20 protein-coding genes are annotated in these 16,386 nt (G+C 36.0%); 8 read left to right on the top strand and 12 right to left on the bottom strand.

The features are described 5' to 3' along the window. Positions 1–30: 30 nt before the first annotated feature. The 4 genes from fabH to U860_RS0123135 all read right to left on the bottom strand — a co-directional run bounded on the left by fabH (position 31) and on the right by U860_RS0123135 (position 3,107). The gene (gene fabH, locus U860_RS0123150; RefSeq protein ID WP_025150368.1) at positions 31–963 is read right to left on the bottom strand and encodes a beta-ketoacyl-ACP synthase III; all 933 of its coding nucleotides are present in this window, start codon (positions 961–963) and stop codon (positions 31–33) included. A 266-nt stretch (positions 964–1,229) separates the two neighbouring features. Then, positions 1,230–1,406 carry a ComZ family protein gene (locus tag U860_RS0123145; RefSeq protein WP_001003336.1) on the bottom strand — a complete coding sequence of 59 codons (177 nt, stop codon included), beginning with the start codon at positions 1,404–1,406 and terminating at the stop codon, positions 1,230–1,232. A gap of 64 nt (positions 1,407–1,470) precedes the next feature. Next, positions 1,471–2,343, bottom strand: a complete 873-nt coding sequence (locus U860_RS0123140) for an NAD(P)-dependent oxidoreductase (RefSeq protein WP_025150367.1) — start codon at positions 2,341–2,343, stop codon at positions 1,471–1,473. A 29-nt stretch (positions 2,344–2,372) separates the two neighbouring features. Further along, a complete protein-coding gene (locus U860_RS0123135) occupies positions 2,373–3,107 on the bottom strand; it encodes an alpha/beta hydrolase (RefSeq protein WP_025150366.1) in 735 nt (244 codons plus the stop codon). A gap of 156 nt (positions 3,108–3,263) precedes the next feature. Here U860_RS0123135 and U860_RS0123130 point away from each other — a divergent pair, with 156 nt between their 5' ends. Beyond that, positions 3,264–3,446: a YjzD family protein gene (locus tag U860_RS0123130; RefSeq protein ID WP_001211116.1), complete on the top strand. Its 183-nt coding sequence runs from the start codon at positions 3,264–3,266 to the stop codon at positions 3,444–3,446. Between the two features lie 31 nt (positions 3,447–3,477). Here the strand turns inward: U860_RS0123130 and clpB are convergent, their stop codons facing one another. Together clpB and U860_RS0123120 are read right to left on the bottom strand one after the other, a co-directional pair. Then, a complete protein-coding gene (gene clpB / locus U860_RS0123125; protein ID WP_025150365.1) occupies positions 3,478–6,078 on the bottom strand; it encodes an ATP-dependent chaperone ClpB in 2,601 nt (866 codons plus the stop codon). A gap of 172 nt (positions 6,079–6,250) precedes the next feature. After that, on the bottom strand, positions 6,251–6,430 hold the full coding sequence (locus tag U860_RS0123120; protein WP_002170820.1) for a YjzC family protein: 180 nt from the start codon (positions 6,428–6,430) through the stop codon (positions 6,251–6,253). A 489-nt stretch (positions 6,431–6,919) separates the two neighbouring features. Here U860_RS0123120 and U860_RS0123115 point away from each other — a divergent pair, with 489 nt between their 5' ends. The 3 genes from U860_RS0123115 to U860_RS0123105 all read left to right on the top strand — a co-directional run bounded on the left by U860_RS0123115 (position 6,920) and on the right by U860_RS0123105 (position 8,171). Beyond that, the gene (locus U860_RS0123115; RefSeq protein ID WP_001041222.1) at positions 6,920–7,729 is read left to right on the top strand and encodes a Cof-type HAD-IIB family hydrolase; all 810 of its coding nucleotides are present in this window, start codon (positions 6,920–6,922) and stop codon (positions 7,727–7,729) included. 103 nt (positions 7,730–7,832) lie between these two features. Beyond that, the gene (locus tag U860_RS0123110) at positions 7,833–7,973 is read left to right on the top strand and encodes a hypothetical protein (RefSeq protein WP_025150364.1); all 141 of its coding nucleotides are present in this window, start codon (positions 7,833–7,835) and stop codon (positions 7,971–7,973) included. Further along, the gene (locus U860_RS0123105) at positions 7,974–8,171 is read left to right on the top strand and encodes a DUF3813 domain-containing protein (RefSeq protein WP_025150363.1); all 198 of its coding nucleotides are present in this window, start codon (positions 7,974–7,976) and stop codon (positions 8,169–8,171) included. 25 nt (positions 8,172–8,196) lie between these two features. Here U860_RS0123105 and U860_RS0123100 read toward each other — a convergent pair whose 3' ends face one another. Then, complete coding sequence (locus U860_RS0123100) at positions 8,197–9,054, bottom strand: YitT family protein (RefSeq protein WP_025150362.1); 858 nt, start codon at positions 9,052–9,054, stop codon at positions 8,197–8,199. Between the two features lie 100 nt (positions 9,055–9,154). Here U860_RS0123100 and U860_RS34010 point away from each other — a divergent pair, with 100 nt between their 5' ends. Together U860_RS34010 and prsA are read left to right on the top strand one after the other, a co-directional pair. Further along, entirely contained in the window at positions 9,155–9,286 is a 132-nt protein-coding gene (locus tag U860_RS34010) for a DUF3941 domain-containing protein (RefSeq protein WP_001120850.1), read from the top strand. 130 nt (positions 9,287–9,416) lie between these two features. After that, positions 9,417–10,274 carry a peptidylprolyl isomerase PrsA gene (prsA, locus tag U860_RS0123090; RefSeq protein ID WP_025150361.1) on the top strand — a complete coding sequence of 286 codons (858 nt, stop codon included), beginning with the start codon at positions 9,417–9,419 and terminating at the stop codon, positions 10,272–10,274. A gap of 138 nt (positions 10,275–10,412) precedes the next feature. On the opposite strand, the gene U860_RS0123085 is transcribed toward prsA, so the two are convergent. Then, entirely contained in the window at positions 10,413–11,267 is an 855-nt protein-coding gene (locus tag U860_RS0123085; protein ID WP_025150360.1) for a S1-like domain-containing RNA-binding protein, read from the bottom strand. A gap of 244 nt (positions 11,268–11,511) precedes the next feature. Between U860_RS0123085 and U860_RS0123080 the strand changes: the two genes are divergently transcribed. Further along, positions 11,512–12,003: a YajQ family cyclic di-GMP-binding protein gene (locus U860_RS0123080; RefSeq protein ID WP_002170814.1), complete on the top strand. Its 492-nt coding sequence runs from the start codon at positions 11,512–11,514 to the stop codon at positions 12,001–12,003. A 54-nt stretch (positions 12,004–12,057) separates the two neighbouring features. Here the strand turns inward: U860_RS0123080 and U860_RS0123075 are convergent, their stop codons facing one another. Together U860_RS0123075 and U860_RS0123070 are read right to left on the bottom strand one after the other, a co-directional pair. Next, positions 12,058–12,285, bottom strand: a complete 228-nt coding sequence (locus U860_RS0123075; RefSeq protein WP_025150359.1) for a hypothetical protein — start codon at positions 12,283–12,285, stop codon at positions 12,058–12,060. Positions 12,286–12,336: 51 nt separating this feature from the next. Continuing rightward, positions 12,337–13,692 carry an alpha-amylase family glycosyl hydrolase gene (locus U860_RS0123070; RefSeq protein WP_025150358.1) on the bottom strand — a complete coding sequence of 452 codons (1,356 nt, stop codon included), beginning with the start codon at positions 13,690–13,692 and terminating at the stop codon, positions 12,337–12,339. Between the two features lie 160 nt (positions 13,693–13,852). Here U860_RS0123070 and U860_RS0123065 point away from each other — a divergent pair, with 160 nt between their 5' ends. Further along, positions 13,853–15,088: an ammonium transporter gene (locus tag U860_RS0123065; protein ID WP_025150357.1), complete on the top strand. Its 1,236-nt coding sequence runs from the start codon at positions 13,853–13,855 to the stop codon at positions 15,086–15,088. A gap of 132 nt (positions 15,089–15,220) precedes the next feature. On the opposite strand, the gene U860_RS0123060 is transcribed toward U860_RS0123065, so the two are convergent. Then, positions 15,221–15,862 carry a helix-turn-helix domain-containing protein gene (locus U860_RS0123060; protein WP_025150356.1) on the bottom strand — a complete coding sequence of 214 codons (642 nt, stop codon included), beginning with the start codon at positions 15,860–15,862 and terminating at the stop codon, positions 15,221–15,223. Positions 15,863–16,087: 225 nt separating this feature from the next. Next, the gene (locus tag U860_RS37040) at positions 16,088–16,324 is read right to left on the bottom strand and encodes a hypothetical protein (protein ID WP_081806870.1); all 237 of its coding nucleotides are present in this window, start codon (positions 16,322–16,324) and stop codon (positions 16,088–16,090) included. Positions 16,325–16,386: the final 62 nt, after the last annotated feature.

Here is a 16,386-nt window from a genome sequence, read left to right as displayed (position 1 = left end):
ACAAAATACACTCCTTTTTTCTCTCAGTCCTTATTTACCCCAACGAAGAGCTACTGCTCCCCATGTTAATCCGCCGCCAAAACCGACTAGTATAATTAAATCACCATCTTGAATACGTCCATTTTGCAATTCCTCTACCATTGCAATTGGAATTGAAGAAGCCGATGTATTACCGAACTTTTCAATTGTCATACTCATTTTTTCTTTCGGTAAATTTAATCTCTCTCTTGCAGATTCCATAATACGAATATTCGCTTGATGCGGTACTAAAAAGTCCACATCCTCTTTCGTAAGTCCTGCTTTTTCTAACACACGAAGACAAGAATCACCAAGTTGACGAACAGCAAATTTAAAGACTTCTCTTCCGTTCATCATAACATACTCGTCTTGATAAAGATGCTTACCGCCACTTCCGTCCGCTCCTAATTCGAATGAAAGTACACCTTTTCCTTCCGAAACAGCTCCCATTACGATAGCACCTGCTCCGTCCCCAAATAGTACTGCTGTATTTCGATCGTTCCAGTCTACAATTTTAGATAGTTTGTCACTACCAACTACTAATATATTTTTATAAGTCCCCGTTTGAATAAATTGCTGCGCTGTAATCATTCCGTACATAAAGCCCGCACACGCTGCGCTTAAATCCATTGCAGCTGCATGTTTTGCGCCAATTGCTTCTTGGATTACACAAGCTACTGCTGGGAATGAGCGATCCGGCGTTACTGTTGCTACTAAAATAAGATCGATATCCTCTCCGCTAATCCCTGCATCTTCAAGTGCTTTTTTAGAAGCCTCTACCGCCATATATGACGTATCTATTGTATCATCGGCAATGCGTCTTTCTGCAATTCCCGTTCTCGTACGAATCCATTCATCAGATGTATCCATTATTTTCTCTAAATCTTGATTTGTGACTACTTTTTCTGGAACATATCTTCCAATCCCTAAAATGCCCACGTTCACATCGCAGCCCTCCGTTTTATATCAATTATTATGACTTGGTACTAATTTTAAAACATAAATGTACTTTTGTCTAGAATATATTTCAGCTAAAAAAATAAAGCCAACGTATTATCAACTTTATTTTTCATTAAAAGAAACAGAAAAATCCCTGTCCTTTCAAAAGATAAACTTCCCCATACTTTTGACCTTACTCCGTCCGAGACAAAAAAGGCCCTAACCGCTTCTTCTCACGGCTCGAGCCTCTCTCCCCTCAAAAAAAGAAGGTTTTATTCTTTATCCGCTTTCCCAAGCTCATATGCTTCGCTCATTACTTTCATCAATAACTCTAACACCGGCTGTGCTTTCTCCATATCAAGTGCAATTCCGTTATCATCCAAAATTGCCTTCGCTTCTGGTAAATGCTTCATCGCGATTTGTAAAAATTGCATGCTTTTTTCATTCATATTATTTCTTCCTCTCTATAAAAAACTCTCATTCCATTATCCATACAATAGTGTAACACGTGTTTTAGCCCTCGTATAACTCTTTATATTTTTTCATATGTGCCAATTGTTTATTTAAACCGAATTCTAATGGTGTGTTTCTTTTAATAGAAATAATCTCTATAGCTTCATCTCTTACTTCCACATTTTTTTTATTTACTTTATCATCTGCATGCAACAGGGTCATACCCTTTTCCCATAATGCTTCTTTTCCACTAAGTAAATTATATACACCAAGACGCTTTACATTCGTTCCATTTTCCCATAAGTATTCACATACATCTTCAACGTAAAGTAAATCGCTTCCTTTTTCTTCATTCATACAATGGCACTCTTTCTCATCGAGTTCTGATAAGATGAGCTGATGATACATCATAAATGATGGTTGCCACGGTCCATATAATGTAGGAACTCGAAATACACTATATTGCAGTTCTCCTTTCTTCAACCCTTCTTCCACTTTCGAAAATAGACGTTTATTTTCGGATTCTTCAGTGCTCCCTATTTCAATAGAAGAAATTAAATTTAACTTTACTTTATTTTTTTCACACAGCCTTACAATACGCTTTAAATATTGTAATATGACCCTTTCATTCCGAAATCCACTTTGCTGATTCGGCTCATACAAGCAAAAGTAAACCGTATCAAAACTATCTTCTTCTACTACCCGCCATCCGTCTTCATCCCTGATAGAATAGTACGTAAACAACGCATTTCGTCCAATTAAAAATAATTTCTCTTCATTAATTTTCGTCATACCATCTAAATCATCAAAATCAAGCCCATACACTTCCACTTCTTCTGCGATCATTTTATTCACAAGGTGATAACCTACAAACGTAAGTGCACCTATAATAAGCACGCGTTTCATATCACCAGCCCTTTCTCCTTTAAACAAATAGCTCCTCATTTATGTATATGGGAGCTTCACAATTCTTCTTCATATTTTTTAAAGAAATCACACGTTTGCCTAACCATTTTATATTTCACATCTTGTAGATGGAATAAGACAGAGGTATCACATTGTTTTAATTGCCTCATTTGCTCATATTTACGCAACAATTGTTTTCTCCCTCTTTTTTCTTGTGTAGATACGAAAATTTTAACCGGTACACAAGAAGGAAGATACGCAAATGATTTCTTATTTATTTTTGATTCCAACTCTGCTTCTTTTGACTCGTATGCCAAACTTAATTCTTTAACTAATCTTTTATAAAAAAACTTGTGTTCCTTCTCAAATTCCACATATTCTGGTAAATCTAAACAAGGATTTAACATAACGACAGATCGTATACATTCAGGGTATTTGTTCATCATCTCAAGCGCTACAAGCGCCCCCATACCATCTGCCATAATGTGCATTTTCGCATTTAATGTCTCTTTTCTTAGAACGACATCATATAAACGCTTTGCCAGACGAACAGATTGATCGTTTCCCCAATGCCTTCCGTATAAATTAGATGAAAAGACCGTGTAGCCCCTTTCAATAAGGCCATTTAAAAAACAAGCTCTTCCCGCATGCTGTGTCCATAAACTTGTACCATTCTCAATGAAATAGTTATAGTCCCCAAGGAGCATAACAGAAAATCCATTTGGCTTCTCCGGTAAATAAATTACACATGGTTCTTTTTCTAAGTAAAAGAAACGTTCCGTAATACTCATTTTTCTCCCGCCTTATTTTCTAAACGTATAAAACCATTCTTTTATACTGTATGAACAGAATGCAAATTTGCGTTGAAAAATCTACAAATATTTTTCTATATTCTTTTTTCAATTGTGTTACAATAAGGACAGATTGAACGAATAGAGGTGTAAAATATGCGTTTCATTTGGGCATTAATTTGGTCGTTCTTGCTTGTACATATGATGAGCTATGTAATCGGCTCTATGACTGGCGGTACATACGATTTTAACCAAGCGTCTATTTTCTCAGTTGTTCTTGCGGTATTAGTATTAGCGATTTCGGCTGCAATTCCAAACGAGCCAGTAGAACAACACTAAAAAGAGTCCGGATTTTATCCGAACTCTTTTTTTATTTCACATGAACAACTAATTCGTTATTTTCTACATCAACAACTACGTGACTATTATCAGTAATCGTTCCTGCAATTAATTCTCGTGCTAATTTCGTTTCCACTTGACGTTGTACGTATCTTTTCAATGGACGAGCTCCGTACATCGGATCAAAGCCGGCTTCTACAACGAATTCTTTCGCAGAGTCTGTTAATTCTACAGTAATGTGACGGTCAGCTAAACGACCTTGTAATTCTTTTACAATTTTATCAACAATACCTTTAATTTCATTCGTTGTAAGAGGTTTGAATAAAATAATTTCATCGACACGGTTTAAAAACTCTGGTCGGAAATGTCCTCGTAATTGTCCCATAACAAGGTCTCGTGATTCTTCTTTAATAGAACCATCCTCTTCTAACCCATCTAACAAATGAGCAGATCCAATATTTGAAGTCATAATAATAACCGTGTTTTTAAAGTCTACTGTACGGCCTTGTGAATCTGTAATGCGCCCATCATCTAACATTTGTAATAAAATATTAAATACTTCTGGATGTGCTTTTTCGATTTCGTCTAACAAAATAACGGAATACGGTTTACGTCTTACTGCTTCTGTTAATTGACCGCCCTCTTCATATCCAACATATCCAGGAGGCGCACCGATTAAGCGTGACACAGCGTGTTTTTCCATGTACTCAGACATATCGATACGAATCATTTGCTCTTCACTATCGAATAGAGACTGAGCTAACGTTTTTGCAAGTTCTGTTTTACCAACACCTGTAGGGCCTAAGAATATGAAGGAACCAATTGGACGGTTCGGGTCTTTAATACCAGCACGAGCACGAAGAACTGCATCTGATACTAAGCTTACTGCTTCTTCTTGTCCGATTACACGCTCTGATAAAATTTGCTCTAAGCGTAATAGTTTTTCACGTTCACCTTCAACAAGTTTTGCGACAGGAATACCAGTCCATCGTGAAACAATATCTGCAATTTCTTCTTCACTTACTTCCTCACGTAATAAACGATTTTCTTGTTTATTATGCGCGCCCATTTCTTCCGCTTCTTTTAACTCTTTTTCAATCGCAGGAATTTTCCCGTGACGAAGTTCAGCTGCTTTATTTAAATCGTAATTACCTTCTGCTTCTTCTAATTCACGGCGCAGGCGCTCTAAATGTTCACGTAAGTCACGAACTTTGTGAATATCTTCTTTTTCTTTCTCCCATTTCGCTCTCATGCCACTTGCAACTTCTTTTAAATCCGATAATTCACGTTGTAATGTTTTTAGACGTTCCTGGCTACCACGGTCCGTTTCTTTTCCAAGAGCCGCTTCCTCAATTTCTAACTGCATAATACGACGCGTTACTTCATCTAATTCTGTTGGCATAGAATCAATTTCTGTACGAATTGTTGCGCACGCTTCGTCAACAAGGTCAATCGCTTTATCTGGTAAGAAACGATCTGAAATATATCGATCTGATAGAACTGATGCTGCTACAATTGCACGGTCATGAATATTTACACCGTGATAAATTTCAAAACGCTCTTTTAAACCACGTAAAATTGAAATTGTATCCTCAACAGTTGGCTCTTCTGCTAATACTTGTTGGAAACGTCTTTCTAACGCTGGATCCTTCTCGATATATTTACGATATTCATCTAACGTTGTTGCCCCGATACAATGCAGTTCACCACGAGCAAGCATTGGTTTTAACATATTTCCTGCATCCATTGCTCCTTCTGTTTTACCAGCCCCTACAATTGTATGAAGTTCATCAATGAATAATAAAATGCGGCCTTCGCTCTTTTTAATTTCATTTAATACAGCTTGCAGACGTTCTTCAAACTCACCGCGGAATTTTGCTCCAGCTACGAGCGCACTCATATCTAAAGCAAAAATTGTTTTATCTTTTAACCCCTCTGGTACATCTTTTTTCACAATACGCTGCGCTAATCCTTCAACGATTGCCGTTTTACCAACACCTGGTTCCCCGATTAAAACAGGGTTATTTTTCGTTTTACGTGAAAGAATGCGGATTACACGGCGAATTTCACTATCTCGGCCAATAACAGGGTCAATTTTCCCCGCTCTTACTTCAGCCACTAAATCACGGCCATATTTTTCTAACGCTTCATAAGTTGCTTCTGGATTTTGACTAGTCACTCTTTGATTCCCCCGAACTGTCATTAAAGACTGTAATAAAGTACCTTTTGTAATGTTACATTTTATAAATAATTGATTTATATCGCCCTTTTCTTCACAAAAGGCAAGTAATACATGTTCTATTGAAATATAATCATCTTGCAATTTTCCCGCTTCAGCCCCTGCCCTAACAAGCAGTTGTTGCAAAGCACCCGTTATATACAATTTCCCTGCTTCTGCCCCGCCTCCAGTTACAGAAGGCTTTTTCTTAATTAAACTTTCTACACCTGTTTTTAATGCTTCTATATCGACATTCATTTTTTGAAAAATACGTACTGCTAATCCATCTTGCTGCTCTAATAATGTAAGCAATAGATGAACAGTATCTACTTCTTGATGATGATGAGATACCGCTAAAGATTGAGCACTCATAATCGCTTCTTGTGTTTTCGTTGTCATTTGATTTAAGTCCATCTTTACAGCCCTCCAAACGTTTGACTTTCTTTGACCTTTGATTTGATTATACGCCAACTTACTTTTTTATACAATAAATTTGCTTATGTATTTCAAACTTATTATCGGAAAAAGAAAAAGGTAACATTCATTTTCCAAATCAAAAAAGCCGCAATAACTATTGCGGCTTCTGTTACGGTTTTCTTTTATATGTCCACTGACGGTTATGATTTGTATTCTCTGGAAACCTTTCCCCGACAGTTAATTTCACCATTTGCGGATCCTTTACCATACTTCCCGTTTCACCAATTTCTACATAAATACCATCATTTGGTGCTTTTTGCCCAGAACGAAACCTACGATTTTGTCCCATTTTCATTCTCCTTCCATGACGTCTTGCCTCATTAGTATATCCATTTTAAAAGAAAGCTTTTCTGTCATGTTTAGGAAACAAGTACTACTGTTTATCCACTTACATATATAATTACACAAGCTTAAGCAGGAATTTCCGTTATATTTGTTGAAAAAAAAGAAACCAACCTAACTTTAGGCTAGTTTCAAAGGAGAGTCAAACATATACGAGAAGATTACATGTTCATTATATGTCTCATCGCCCAAGCAATGTAACCCTTTTCACAAATTGTACATAATGAAAGAAACATTGTTTGAACTTTCTAAAAAGATGTTGACTTTTCCTAATTTCCAGCGAGAAATAGTGGACACCACCGCACTTTGCGACGTAAGATGGATATATAGCGAAACTTCCATCTACGGTGGTTTCACCTAGCCTAACCTCTTATTTCTGCATATTAAAAACGGAAATACAGATAGACACAAAAAAATTATTATAAGAGGTGAAATTATGAACAAACAACATTTAATCGCATTAGACTTAGACGGAACATTATTAACAGACAACAAAATAATTTCTCCAAGAACTAAAAACACAATTGCAAAAGCAAAAGAACAAGGACATATTGTCGTTATTTCAACAGGGCGTCCATTCCGCGCTAGTTACGATTATTATAAAGAGCTTAGTCTTAATACACCAATCGTAAACTTCAATGGAGCTTACGTGCATCACCCTCTTGATTCAAGTTGGGGAACACACCACTCTCCTCTTGAACTTTCAACAGCGCAAGAGATCGTCCGAGCTTGCTTTGATTTTGGCGTGAAAAATGTATATGCCGAAGTCATGGATGATGTGTATGTTCGTGAAATTGATGAAGATAAAAAACATATTTTTGAATTCGGTTCTCCAAAGATTTTCACAGGAGATTTATTAAATATTTTAAACGACCATCCAACTTGCTTATTAATCGACGCACATGACGAACATTCCGCTGCAATTCGTCAGCATTTAACAGATATGCATGCTGAAGTAATTGACCATCGAAAATGGGGTGCACCTTGGCCAATTATTGAAATTGTAAAAAGCGGACTAAATAAAGCTGTCGGATTACAAAAAATCTCAGGTCATTACAACATTCCAAAAGAGCGAATCATCGCTTTCGGTGATGAGGATAACGACTTTGAAATGATCGAATTTGCTGGTCATGGAATTGCAATGGGAAATGCGATCCCTGAATTAAAATCACTCGCAAACCACACAACATTAACAAACGAAGAAGATGGTATCGCTCTATATTTAGAAGAGGTTCTTGGATTGTAATCTAAAAATTCCCTGCTTATAGTTTCTCGCAAAACGCTCATACTATTATTAGACGCGAAAAAGCGTGTCAATTGTTTTCAGTTAAATAAAGGGGGTTTTTCGAATGGGTAAAAAGAACAAATCAAAACGTTTTATCCAACAAGGAGCCGATGCTGTTATGAAGCATGCTGCAAGATTCCCGTACAGAGGTACATTAGCTGAGGCAGAAAAAGCAAGAAGTAACTCTTCTCTTGGAGGGGTTTAAATGGGGAACTTACTATTCCAACAAGCTAGAGACGCTGTTGCAAATGCCGTTTCTTGTTCAAGCGGTGCTGAACAACAGGAACTCGTTTATAGGGCAAAAAACGCTTTGCACTCTGCTTATGCAAACTCTTCAAATGCTGAAAAAGTTCAGCTACATGAAATGCAGGAGCAATTGCAAAACATTACGAATTCACATTAAAAAAGAGGACCAGCTTTGGTCCTCTTTAATCTTTTCTAAACAATCCAAACACTCCGACCGTTTGCAGTATATTTGTAAATGCACCTGGGTCCACTTGTTTAATGACCCTCTCTAATTCGTATAACTCGTAACGAGTAATAACAATCATTAACATTTCTTTATTTTCATTTGTATACGCACCTGTTGCTGGTATAGTTGTAATCCCCCTCACTAAACGAGAATGAATCGCTTTTCGCACATCCGCTCCATTCTTCGTAACAATTAATGCGGTAATCTTCACATGACGAGTATGAATTGCATCAATAATTCGCGTCGATACATACAAAGTGACCAAAGTATATAACGCTTTTTCCCATCCATATACGTAACCAGCAGCGATAATGATAAGTGCATTAAAGAAGAAAAAATACGTACCAACAGGCTTATCTTTTATCTTTGATAAAATCATGGCGATAATATCTAAGCCACCTGTAGAGGCGCCCCACTTTAAAGCAATTCCTACCCCAATAGCTGAAATAATACCACCAAAAATGGCATTTAATATTATATCGTTCGAAACCGCTCTAACTGGGATAATTTCTAAAAACAAAGTCATAAATATAACGCAAAGAAAACTAAAAAATGTAAAAGCCTTCCCAACCTTTTTCCAAGCCAAAATAACGACAGGAATATTAAATAAACTAAACAATACCCCCGTAGATATATGAATAGACAAAAAGTCACCTAATATTTGTGATAATAACTGAGACAATCCAGCAAATCCACTCGCATATACTTTCGCTGGTGTTAAAAATAAATTCATCCCAATCGCATTTAATAAGCCTGCAACAATTACGACGACTAACTTCTTAATAAGTTCAGTATAATTCAGCTTCAAATCCATTTCTAATCCACCTTTATTATTCATGAATGCACCGCTATACATAGTCTTTACGAAAAAGGAAATGATAAACGTACAACGTTTAGAAATGGAGTTGATACATATGCCACATACGAGCGATAACGACAAAAAAGCACGCGATAATAATGCAAAGCGTACTCAAAAAAATGAACAAGAGCAAAAAAATATAGAACAAGGTAAGCGTGCATATTCTAAGAAAACAGATCATCTTTGATTACATCGTACATCAACATTAATGTTGATGTACTTTTTTTACATTTTACAGGGAAAAAACATTGAAAATTCACTTCATGTTCACTTCTATATTCTACAATAGCGATAACATATTCGGATGAGGTGTTAGCATGAGAGGGAAACATATATTCATTATCACTGCACTAATAAGTATATTAACGTTATCTGCTTGCGGACAAAAAAACGACTCGGCCACAATCGCTACAGCAACAGACTCAACGATTACGAAGGGCGATTTCGAAAAGCAATTGAAAGACCGTTACGGAAAAGACATGCTATACGAAATGATAGCACAAGATGTTATCACTAAAAAATATAAAGTATCTGACGATGCTGTGAATAAAGAAGTACAAAAAGCGAAAGATCAATATGGAGAACAATTTAAAGCAGTACTAGAAAACAATCGTTTAAAAGATGAAGATGATTTCAAAAAACAAATTAAATTCAAACTTGCAATGAATGAGGCTATTAAGAAAAGCGTTACAGAAAAAGATGTGAAAGACTACTACAAACCGGAGATTAAAGCTAGTCACATTTTAGTAAGTGACGAAAATGAAGCGAATGAAATAAAGAAAAAGTTAGATGCTGGTGCTTCATTTGAAGAATTAGCAAAACAAGAATCTCAAGATATAGCATCAAAAGATAATGGTGGAGACCTCGGATACTTCGGGGCAGGCAAAATGGCACCTGAATTTGAAAAGGCTGCCTATAAATTAAAGGTTGGGCAAATTAGCAATCCTGTTAAATCACCAAATGGCTATCACATTATTAAACTAACTGACAAAAAAGATTTAAAACCTTACGATGAAGTGAAAGACTCTATACGTAAAAGCATAGAAGAAGAACGTATTGCCGATCCTTCATTCAGTCAAAAATTATTACAGGATGAATTAAAAAAGGCAAATATTAAAATAAACGATAGTGACTTAAAAGATACATTTTCTCATCTTTCTGAGCAAGGGAACTAAAAAGCGAGAGTACAAACTTTTTAAACAGTATGCATGATTGTAAATGAAATTATATCGGCGATTTTTCAAATATATCGATTTACTGACAAAATAAAAAGAGGAGGCTGTTTCAAATAGCCTCCTCTTTTTTAATCCACTTTACTTCTTAAAGTAAGTCCAGCCTTCTTCTTGGTAAATCTTTTCTTCTTTCATCATTTTACCAAGCGCACGCTTAAATGCAGCTTTACTCATGTTGAAACGTTCTTTAATATCTTCTGGGTGGCTCTTATCCCAAAACGGCATTGCTCCGCCGCGGCTTTCCATGTATTCATAAATAACCGCCGCATCGTCTTCCATTCCTTCTTCTTTACGAGGAAGAAGTGAAATGTTAATTGTACCGTCATCTTTTACGTCAATAATACGGCCCGTTACACGCTCACCAATGCGGACTTGTTCTTTTCTTTCAGTATGGTGTAAAAACGCACGGAAATGCTCATCTGTTAATACGAATGAACCTACTTGAAGTGAACGATACACACGTCCATTTACGTTTTTATTACGCATAGATGGCGTTGCTTCTACGACGATTTCTTGCATATCACTGTCTCTTGCTGGAAGAGCGATAAGGCGATCACGATTCGTTAATTTTAACGTACAATATAATTCGTCGCCTTCTTCTGGCCATACTGGCATATAAATTGGGAACTCATCGGCTGGAATTAATATATCTTTTGATACACCAATATCAACAAACACACCTAAACTAGGAATAACTTCTACAACCTTTACCCAATTCCAATCATGTGTTGTAATAATCGGTTCCTTCATTGTTGCTGAAATACGATTTTGGTGATCAAGGTATAAGAATACATCAATTGTATCGCCTTCTTCAATTTCTCCAGCTACTTCGTTTTTATGTAGGAAGATTTCTTCCTCTTCGTTCCCAACCATATATCCGATTTCTGTTTCGCGTAAAACAGTTACCTGTTCAATCGATCCTAATTGCAAATACATATTTTTTAATTCCCTTCTCTATATATAAAATTATCTTTTTTATCATTCCAAACAAAAGTTAATTATAACACGATTTTTCCTTTATTTGTCCAACTGCCCAAAATTCACTATAATTAAGTGAGGTTCATTAATATGAGCATAAAACTCTTAAGTCTTAACACGTTTTCCGCTATACTTTAATATGTACAGTACATAGCTTGGCTTAGACGTAAAAAGATAAGAAATTTATTTGGAGGTGCTAACTATGGCAAAAGATAGTTCTTTTGACATCGTTTCGAAAGTAGAATTACCTGAAGTAACAAACGCAATTAACATCGCATTAAAGGAAATCCAAAACCGATATGACTTTAAAGGAAGTAAAAGTGATATTAAATTAGAAAAAGAAGTACTTGTTTTAACTTCTGATGACGAGTTCAAATTAGACCAAGTAAAAGACGTTCTCATTTCTAAACTTGTAAAACGTAACGTTCCAATTAAAAACTTGGACTACGGAAAAGTTGAAGCTGCATCTGGTAACACTGTTCGCCAACGTGCAACGTTGCAACAAGGTATCGATAAAGATAACGCTAAAAAAATCAACAACATCATTAAAGAAATGAAATTAAAAGTGAAAACACAAGTTCAAGATGACCAAGTACGAGTAACAGCGAAAAGCCGTGATGACTTGCAAGCAGTAATCGCAGCCGTTCGCAGCGCTGACTTACCAATCGACGTACAGTTCATTAACTACCGCTAAAAAGAAAACTCCTCTCATTAGAGGAGTTTTTTACTTATTAAGAGTTATCACATTTTAAGAGCAACACATTATCGCTTTATTAAATGATTTTTCAGGAATGTATACTTTATCATTTTCTATTTTGTATTTAATGTTATTTCTCTTCAGAATTGCTATATCAACAGAATGAACACTATCACCCCACTGAACAAACTTTCCATCGTCACCGTTGTCCCAAAAATACAGACTTACAAATACGATAAGAAGACATAAACATAGAGCTAACAACTTCTTTTTCTTCAAACATCTCACCTCACTATGCACTGTCAATTGAACACAATAGAGAAGGTCCCCTTATCTACGCTTCCTTTTAACCGCAATCAAAAATGCAATAAATAACACGTTAACACCAACGATTAAGGATATAAATAACCAATTCATACCCGTTTCTTCTCCAACTTTATACACATTCGCTTCTTCACGCTTTAAAACGAGATAAAACTGCCCGTTTTCTTCTCTTATAATTTCATCTTCTAATAACCCTCTTAACTCTTGCTTTTCTCCGATTGCACTTACAGGTAAGGAAACTTTTTGCGTTTCTTTCGTATTATTAATCGCTACTAGTGTTACTTCATCTTTATATTTTCTCTTTAACACACTCATTCCACTTTTATCATACAGAAGTTCAAACGTACCACGTCGTAAAGATGGTCTAGTTTGTCTAAGCTCACCTAACTTTGTTATGTGCTGCATAAATTTCTCATCTGATTTGAAATCCATTAATCGTCTATTATCTGGAGCATTCCCTCCATCTAATGCGATTTCAGTTCCGTAATAAAAATTCGGTATCCCCGGAGATGTATATAAATAAGTGAGCGCTAGTTTTAAACGAGACGGCGGATAATACATATTTTCTTTTGCAATACGTGCAAATCTCTCTGTTTCCTGATTATCTAAAAACGTAGCGAATTCTCCTTCTTTTTCACTCACATCATATAAAGGCTTCACAGACATATCTGCTTTTGAAAATGATTCTACTATTTTTTTATAGTATTCATTATCTTCTTTTGTCATAATGCGAAAATCTTTCTTTATCGCCTGCAAATCTTTTTGCACTTCATCCCAAAAAGCTCGCGGCTTTTTTTCACTATGTATAACATAACTTCCATCTAAATCGGCTTCTTTTATCCACCATTTCATCGAATCAATTAATTGTTGTTCATTTTCTCCATATGGAAATTGAAATATAACTTTCATCCCTTTTCGGTGAGCCTCATTTACAAGTTCTTTTACATCTGCTTCTGTTCCGAAATGTTCATTTACTTTTTGAAAATCACGCGCATCATATCCATCGTATTTTTGACTTTCAAAAAGCGGCGAAAGCATAAGAGTAGTAAAACCCATTTCTTTTATGTAATCCAATCTTTTTATAATCCCTCGTATATCTCCGCCCTGGTACGCTTCCAAATTTCCAACATCCAATTGTTTATCATTTTTCGGCTCTCCGTTATTGAAGCGATCAATCATAATGGAGTATATCACTTCATCCCGCCATTCTCTTTTCTCGTCCGCAAAAGTATGTACTGGTACAAACAAAACGACAGCTAAACAAAAACAAATGAATAGTTCCTTAGTCCATATTTTTTTCACATGCATCCCCCAAATCCCTAATTGTAAGAATATTATACCAATTATTAGAATAAATCGCATACGGCTAATTCCCTTCACCAAAAATAACACATGTGAGATTTTCTCACATAAGATATAAAATTATCTAAAAATTCAGTTGATTTTCATTTTAATTTCTAATATGATATGAAACATAACGAAATAATGTAATGTTTTCTAACATTACAGAAGGAGGAAAAGAATGAATACAGGAAATACGGTTTTTATATTTGTATCTACAGTAATGGTCATGCTGATGACACCAGGATTGGCACTTTTTTATGGAGGTATGGTTCGCAGTAAAAACGTACTCAGCACGACAATGCACAGTTATAGCGCTATGGCTATCGTTTCAATTCAATGGATTGTTATCGGTTATTCTTTATCATTCGGACCAGATTGGCACGGGCTTATAGGCACGCTCGATTGGTTCGGCCTAAACGGAGTTACCTACGCACCAAATCCAGACTACTCACCTACCATTCCTCACAATTTATTTATGATGTTCCAACTCATGTTCGCTATTTTAACTCCCGCTTTAATTTCAGGTGCATTCGCTGAAAGAATGCGATTTTCTGCTTTTCTTATTTTTATCCTTCTTTGGACAACAATCGTTTACAACCCTGTCGCTCATTGGGTATGGGGCGTCGGTGGATGGCTAAAAGAACTCGGCGCGTTAGACTTCGCTGGCGGTAATGTCGTTCATATCACATCTGGTGTTGCCGGTCTTGTATTAGCTATTTTCCTTGGCAAACGAAAAAACATAAGCGGTACCTCCCCTCATCATTTACCATTTACAATGTTAGGCGCAGGCTTACTCTGGTTCGGCTGGTTCGGTTTTAACGTCGGTAGTGCATTATCCTTAAATGAAGTAGCTTTAACTGCATTTATTAATACAAATATAGCCGCTGCCGCCGCTGCATTAACTTGGATGCTTTCTGAATGGTTTTTTCAATCAAAACCGACTGCGATGGGAGCTGCATGCGGGGTGATTTCCGGTTTAGTTGCAATTACGCCAGCTTGCGGATTTGTTACACCTTTCTCCGCTCTTCTTATCGGAGCAATCGGTGGTATATTATGCTTCGGTGCTGTCTTCTTCTTAAAAAATAAATTCGGATATGATGACACACTCGATGCATTCGGATGTCACGGCATCGGAGGAACTTGGGGCGGTATTGCAACTGGACTTTTCGCAACAACATCCGTAAATGGTGATGGCGCTAACGGATTATTTTACGGAAATGCAGCTCTTCTTTTCAAACAACTTATAGCAATTGGGGCAACCTACGCATTCACAATCATTATGACGTATGCCATCATTAAGGCCATTAACTTCTTTCTTCCTGTTCGCGTAGATGAGCACGAAGAACAAATGGGGCTTGATATTTCGATGCATGGTGAGAAAGCTTATGAGTATACAGAAAGATCCGTGAACTAAAACTTACCAACATACGAAAAAGGTGTACTCCGTTCTAACACGGGGTACACCTTTTTCGTATATTCATAACAACACAAATATTCCAAACTATTGGTATATAAATATCTTTATCTATCTATTCATATAAGCATCTTATTTTTTCAATAACGAATTTAAAACAAGTTGCACAGCAACAGCGTCATCTAAATAACCGATAGGAAAAATGTAATCCGGAATCACATCAACTGATAGAATAAAGTAGATAAGAGCACTTCCCATTAAAGCTAGTTCTACAGGTGTCCCCTTCTTTTTCGTAAATCTCTCATACAATTCTTTCAAGTCATTAATAAATGGTCCAATACTACTTACCTTCTGAATCTTCTCAGTAAACCCCTTTTCAATCGTTTCTTTTCCTTCTTCTGTTTGCGAATATTGTTCGTAATTAGCCAATTGTTGCTCTACATTCGCAATACTAAACTTTTGATCATATAACTGTGAAGATTCAAGTAAATGTTCAATGTTATTAATGGATACTTGAATATCAGATTGTTCTTCCTGCTTTGTTTCAATAGAATAACCTGCCGCTACAAATAAATCTGCAATCGGAATACCAAGGCAATCTGCAAACTTTTGCAAATGCTTCGGATTTGCTTTTCGCTTACCATTTATAATCATCGAAATAGTAGCAGTATCAATTCCAGTAAGCGCACTCAGTTTTCGCATTGACAAAGACTTTTCCTTCAGTAATTCTTTTAATAACACCCCAAGATTACTTCTTTCAATTCCTTCAGACATATTCCATTCCCCTCTATTCATGAGAATAATCACAGTTGACACACGCAAGATAACTACAACTTCTATACAATCATATTAACAAATTTTTTTGCCGAGTTACAAGGTAGGTGCTCGTAATATATGTTTACATTTTGTAAACATATATTACGAACTCATAAAATAAAGCCACCTCAAAAAATCGAAATTTTTCAAGACAGCTTCTTCTACAAAGTTTAATAGCGCAACTTATTGCAACCATTTTCTCAATAAAAAAAATATGCTACTACAAACAATATAAGAACTAATAAAAATGAAAAACGCAACTAGAAATGAATGGTGCAAGGTAAAAGTTAGCACTGTTAATAACGAAGACAAAAAGAATATATCTAATAAAATAAAATATCCTGAACTTAAAACACTTTCTACTAATTGTAATTCAGCCTCAAGCTCAGAGTACTTCAACCTTTTATAAAGCAATCTCACTTTCTCTCACCTTCTATTCATCTGATGTTAAAACTATCATCCCTTTCTCTTTCTATAAAGTA

This window comes from Bacillus sp. H1a, from assembly GCF_000633475.1.
Lineage (GTDB): Bacteria > Bacillota > Bacilli > Bacillales > Bacillaceae_G > Bacillus_A > Bacillus_A paramycoides.
This window is presented reverse-complemented; position numbering and strand designations above follow the sequence as displayed.

Coding starts and splice junctions, on each gene's coding strand:
- U860_RS0123100 (WP_025150362.1), bottom strand. CDS start 9,054: ATGGATTTGAAGCTGAATTATACTGAACTTATTAAGAAGTTAGTCGTC.
- U860_RS34010 (WP_001120850.1), top strand. CDS start 9,155: ATGCCACATACGAGCGATAACGACAAAAAAGCACGCGATAATAATGCA.
- U860_RS0123080 (WP_002170814.1), top strand. CDS start 11,512: ATGGCAAAAGATAGTTCTTTTGACATCGTTTCGAAAGTAGAATTACCT.
- U860_RS0123130 (WP_001211116.1), top strand. CDS start 3,264: ATGCGTTTCATTTGGGCATTAATTTGGTCGTTCTTGCTTGTACATATG.
- U860_RS0123105 (WP_025150363.1), top strand. CDS start 7,974: ATGGGGAACTTACTATTCCAACAAGCTAGAGACGCTGTTGCAAATGCC.
- U860_RS0123070 (WP_025150358.1), bottom strand. CDS start 13,692: ATGCGATTTATTCTAATAATTGGTATAATATTCTTACAATTAGGGATT.
- U860_RS0123135 (WP_025150366.1), bottom strand. CDS start 3,107: ATGAGTATTACGGAACGTTTCTTTTACTTAGAAAAAGAACCATGTGTA.
- prsA (WP_025150361.1), top strand. CDS start 9,417: ATGAGAGGGAAACATATATTCATTATCACTGCACTAATAAGTATATTA.
- U860_RS0123115 (WP_001041222.1), top strand. CDS start 6,920: ATGAACAAACAACATTTAATCGCATTAGACTTAGACGGAACATTATTA.
- U860_RS0123110 (WP_025150364.1), top strand. CDS start 7,833: ATGGGTAAAAAGAACAAATCAAAACGTTTTATCCAACAAGGAGCCGAT.
- U860_RS0123085 (WP_025150360.1), bottom strand. CDS start 11,267: ATGTATTTGCAATTAGGATCGATTGAACAGGTAACTGTTTTACGCGAA.
- U860_RS0123120 (WP_002170820.1), bottom strand. CDS start 6,430: ATGGGACAAAATCGTAGGTTTCGTTCTGGGCAAAAAGCACCAAATGAT.
- U860_RS0123060 (WP_025150356.1), bottom strand. CDS start 15,862: ATGTCTGAAGGAATTGAAAGAAGTAATCTTGGGGTGTTATTAAAAGAA.
- U860_RS0123065 (WP_025150357.1), top strand. CDS start 13,853: ATGAATACAGGAAATACGGTTTTTATATTTGTATCTACAGTAATGGTC.
- U860_RS0123145 (WP_001003336.1), bottom strand. CDS start 1,406: ATGAATGAAAAAAGCATGCAATTTTTACAAATCGCGATGAAGCATTTA.
- clpB (WP_025150365.1), bottom strand. CDS start 6,078: ATGGACTTAAATCAAATGACAACGAAAACACAAGAAGCGATTATGAGT.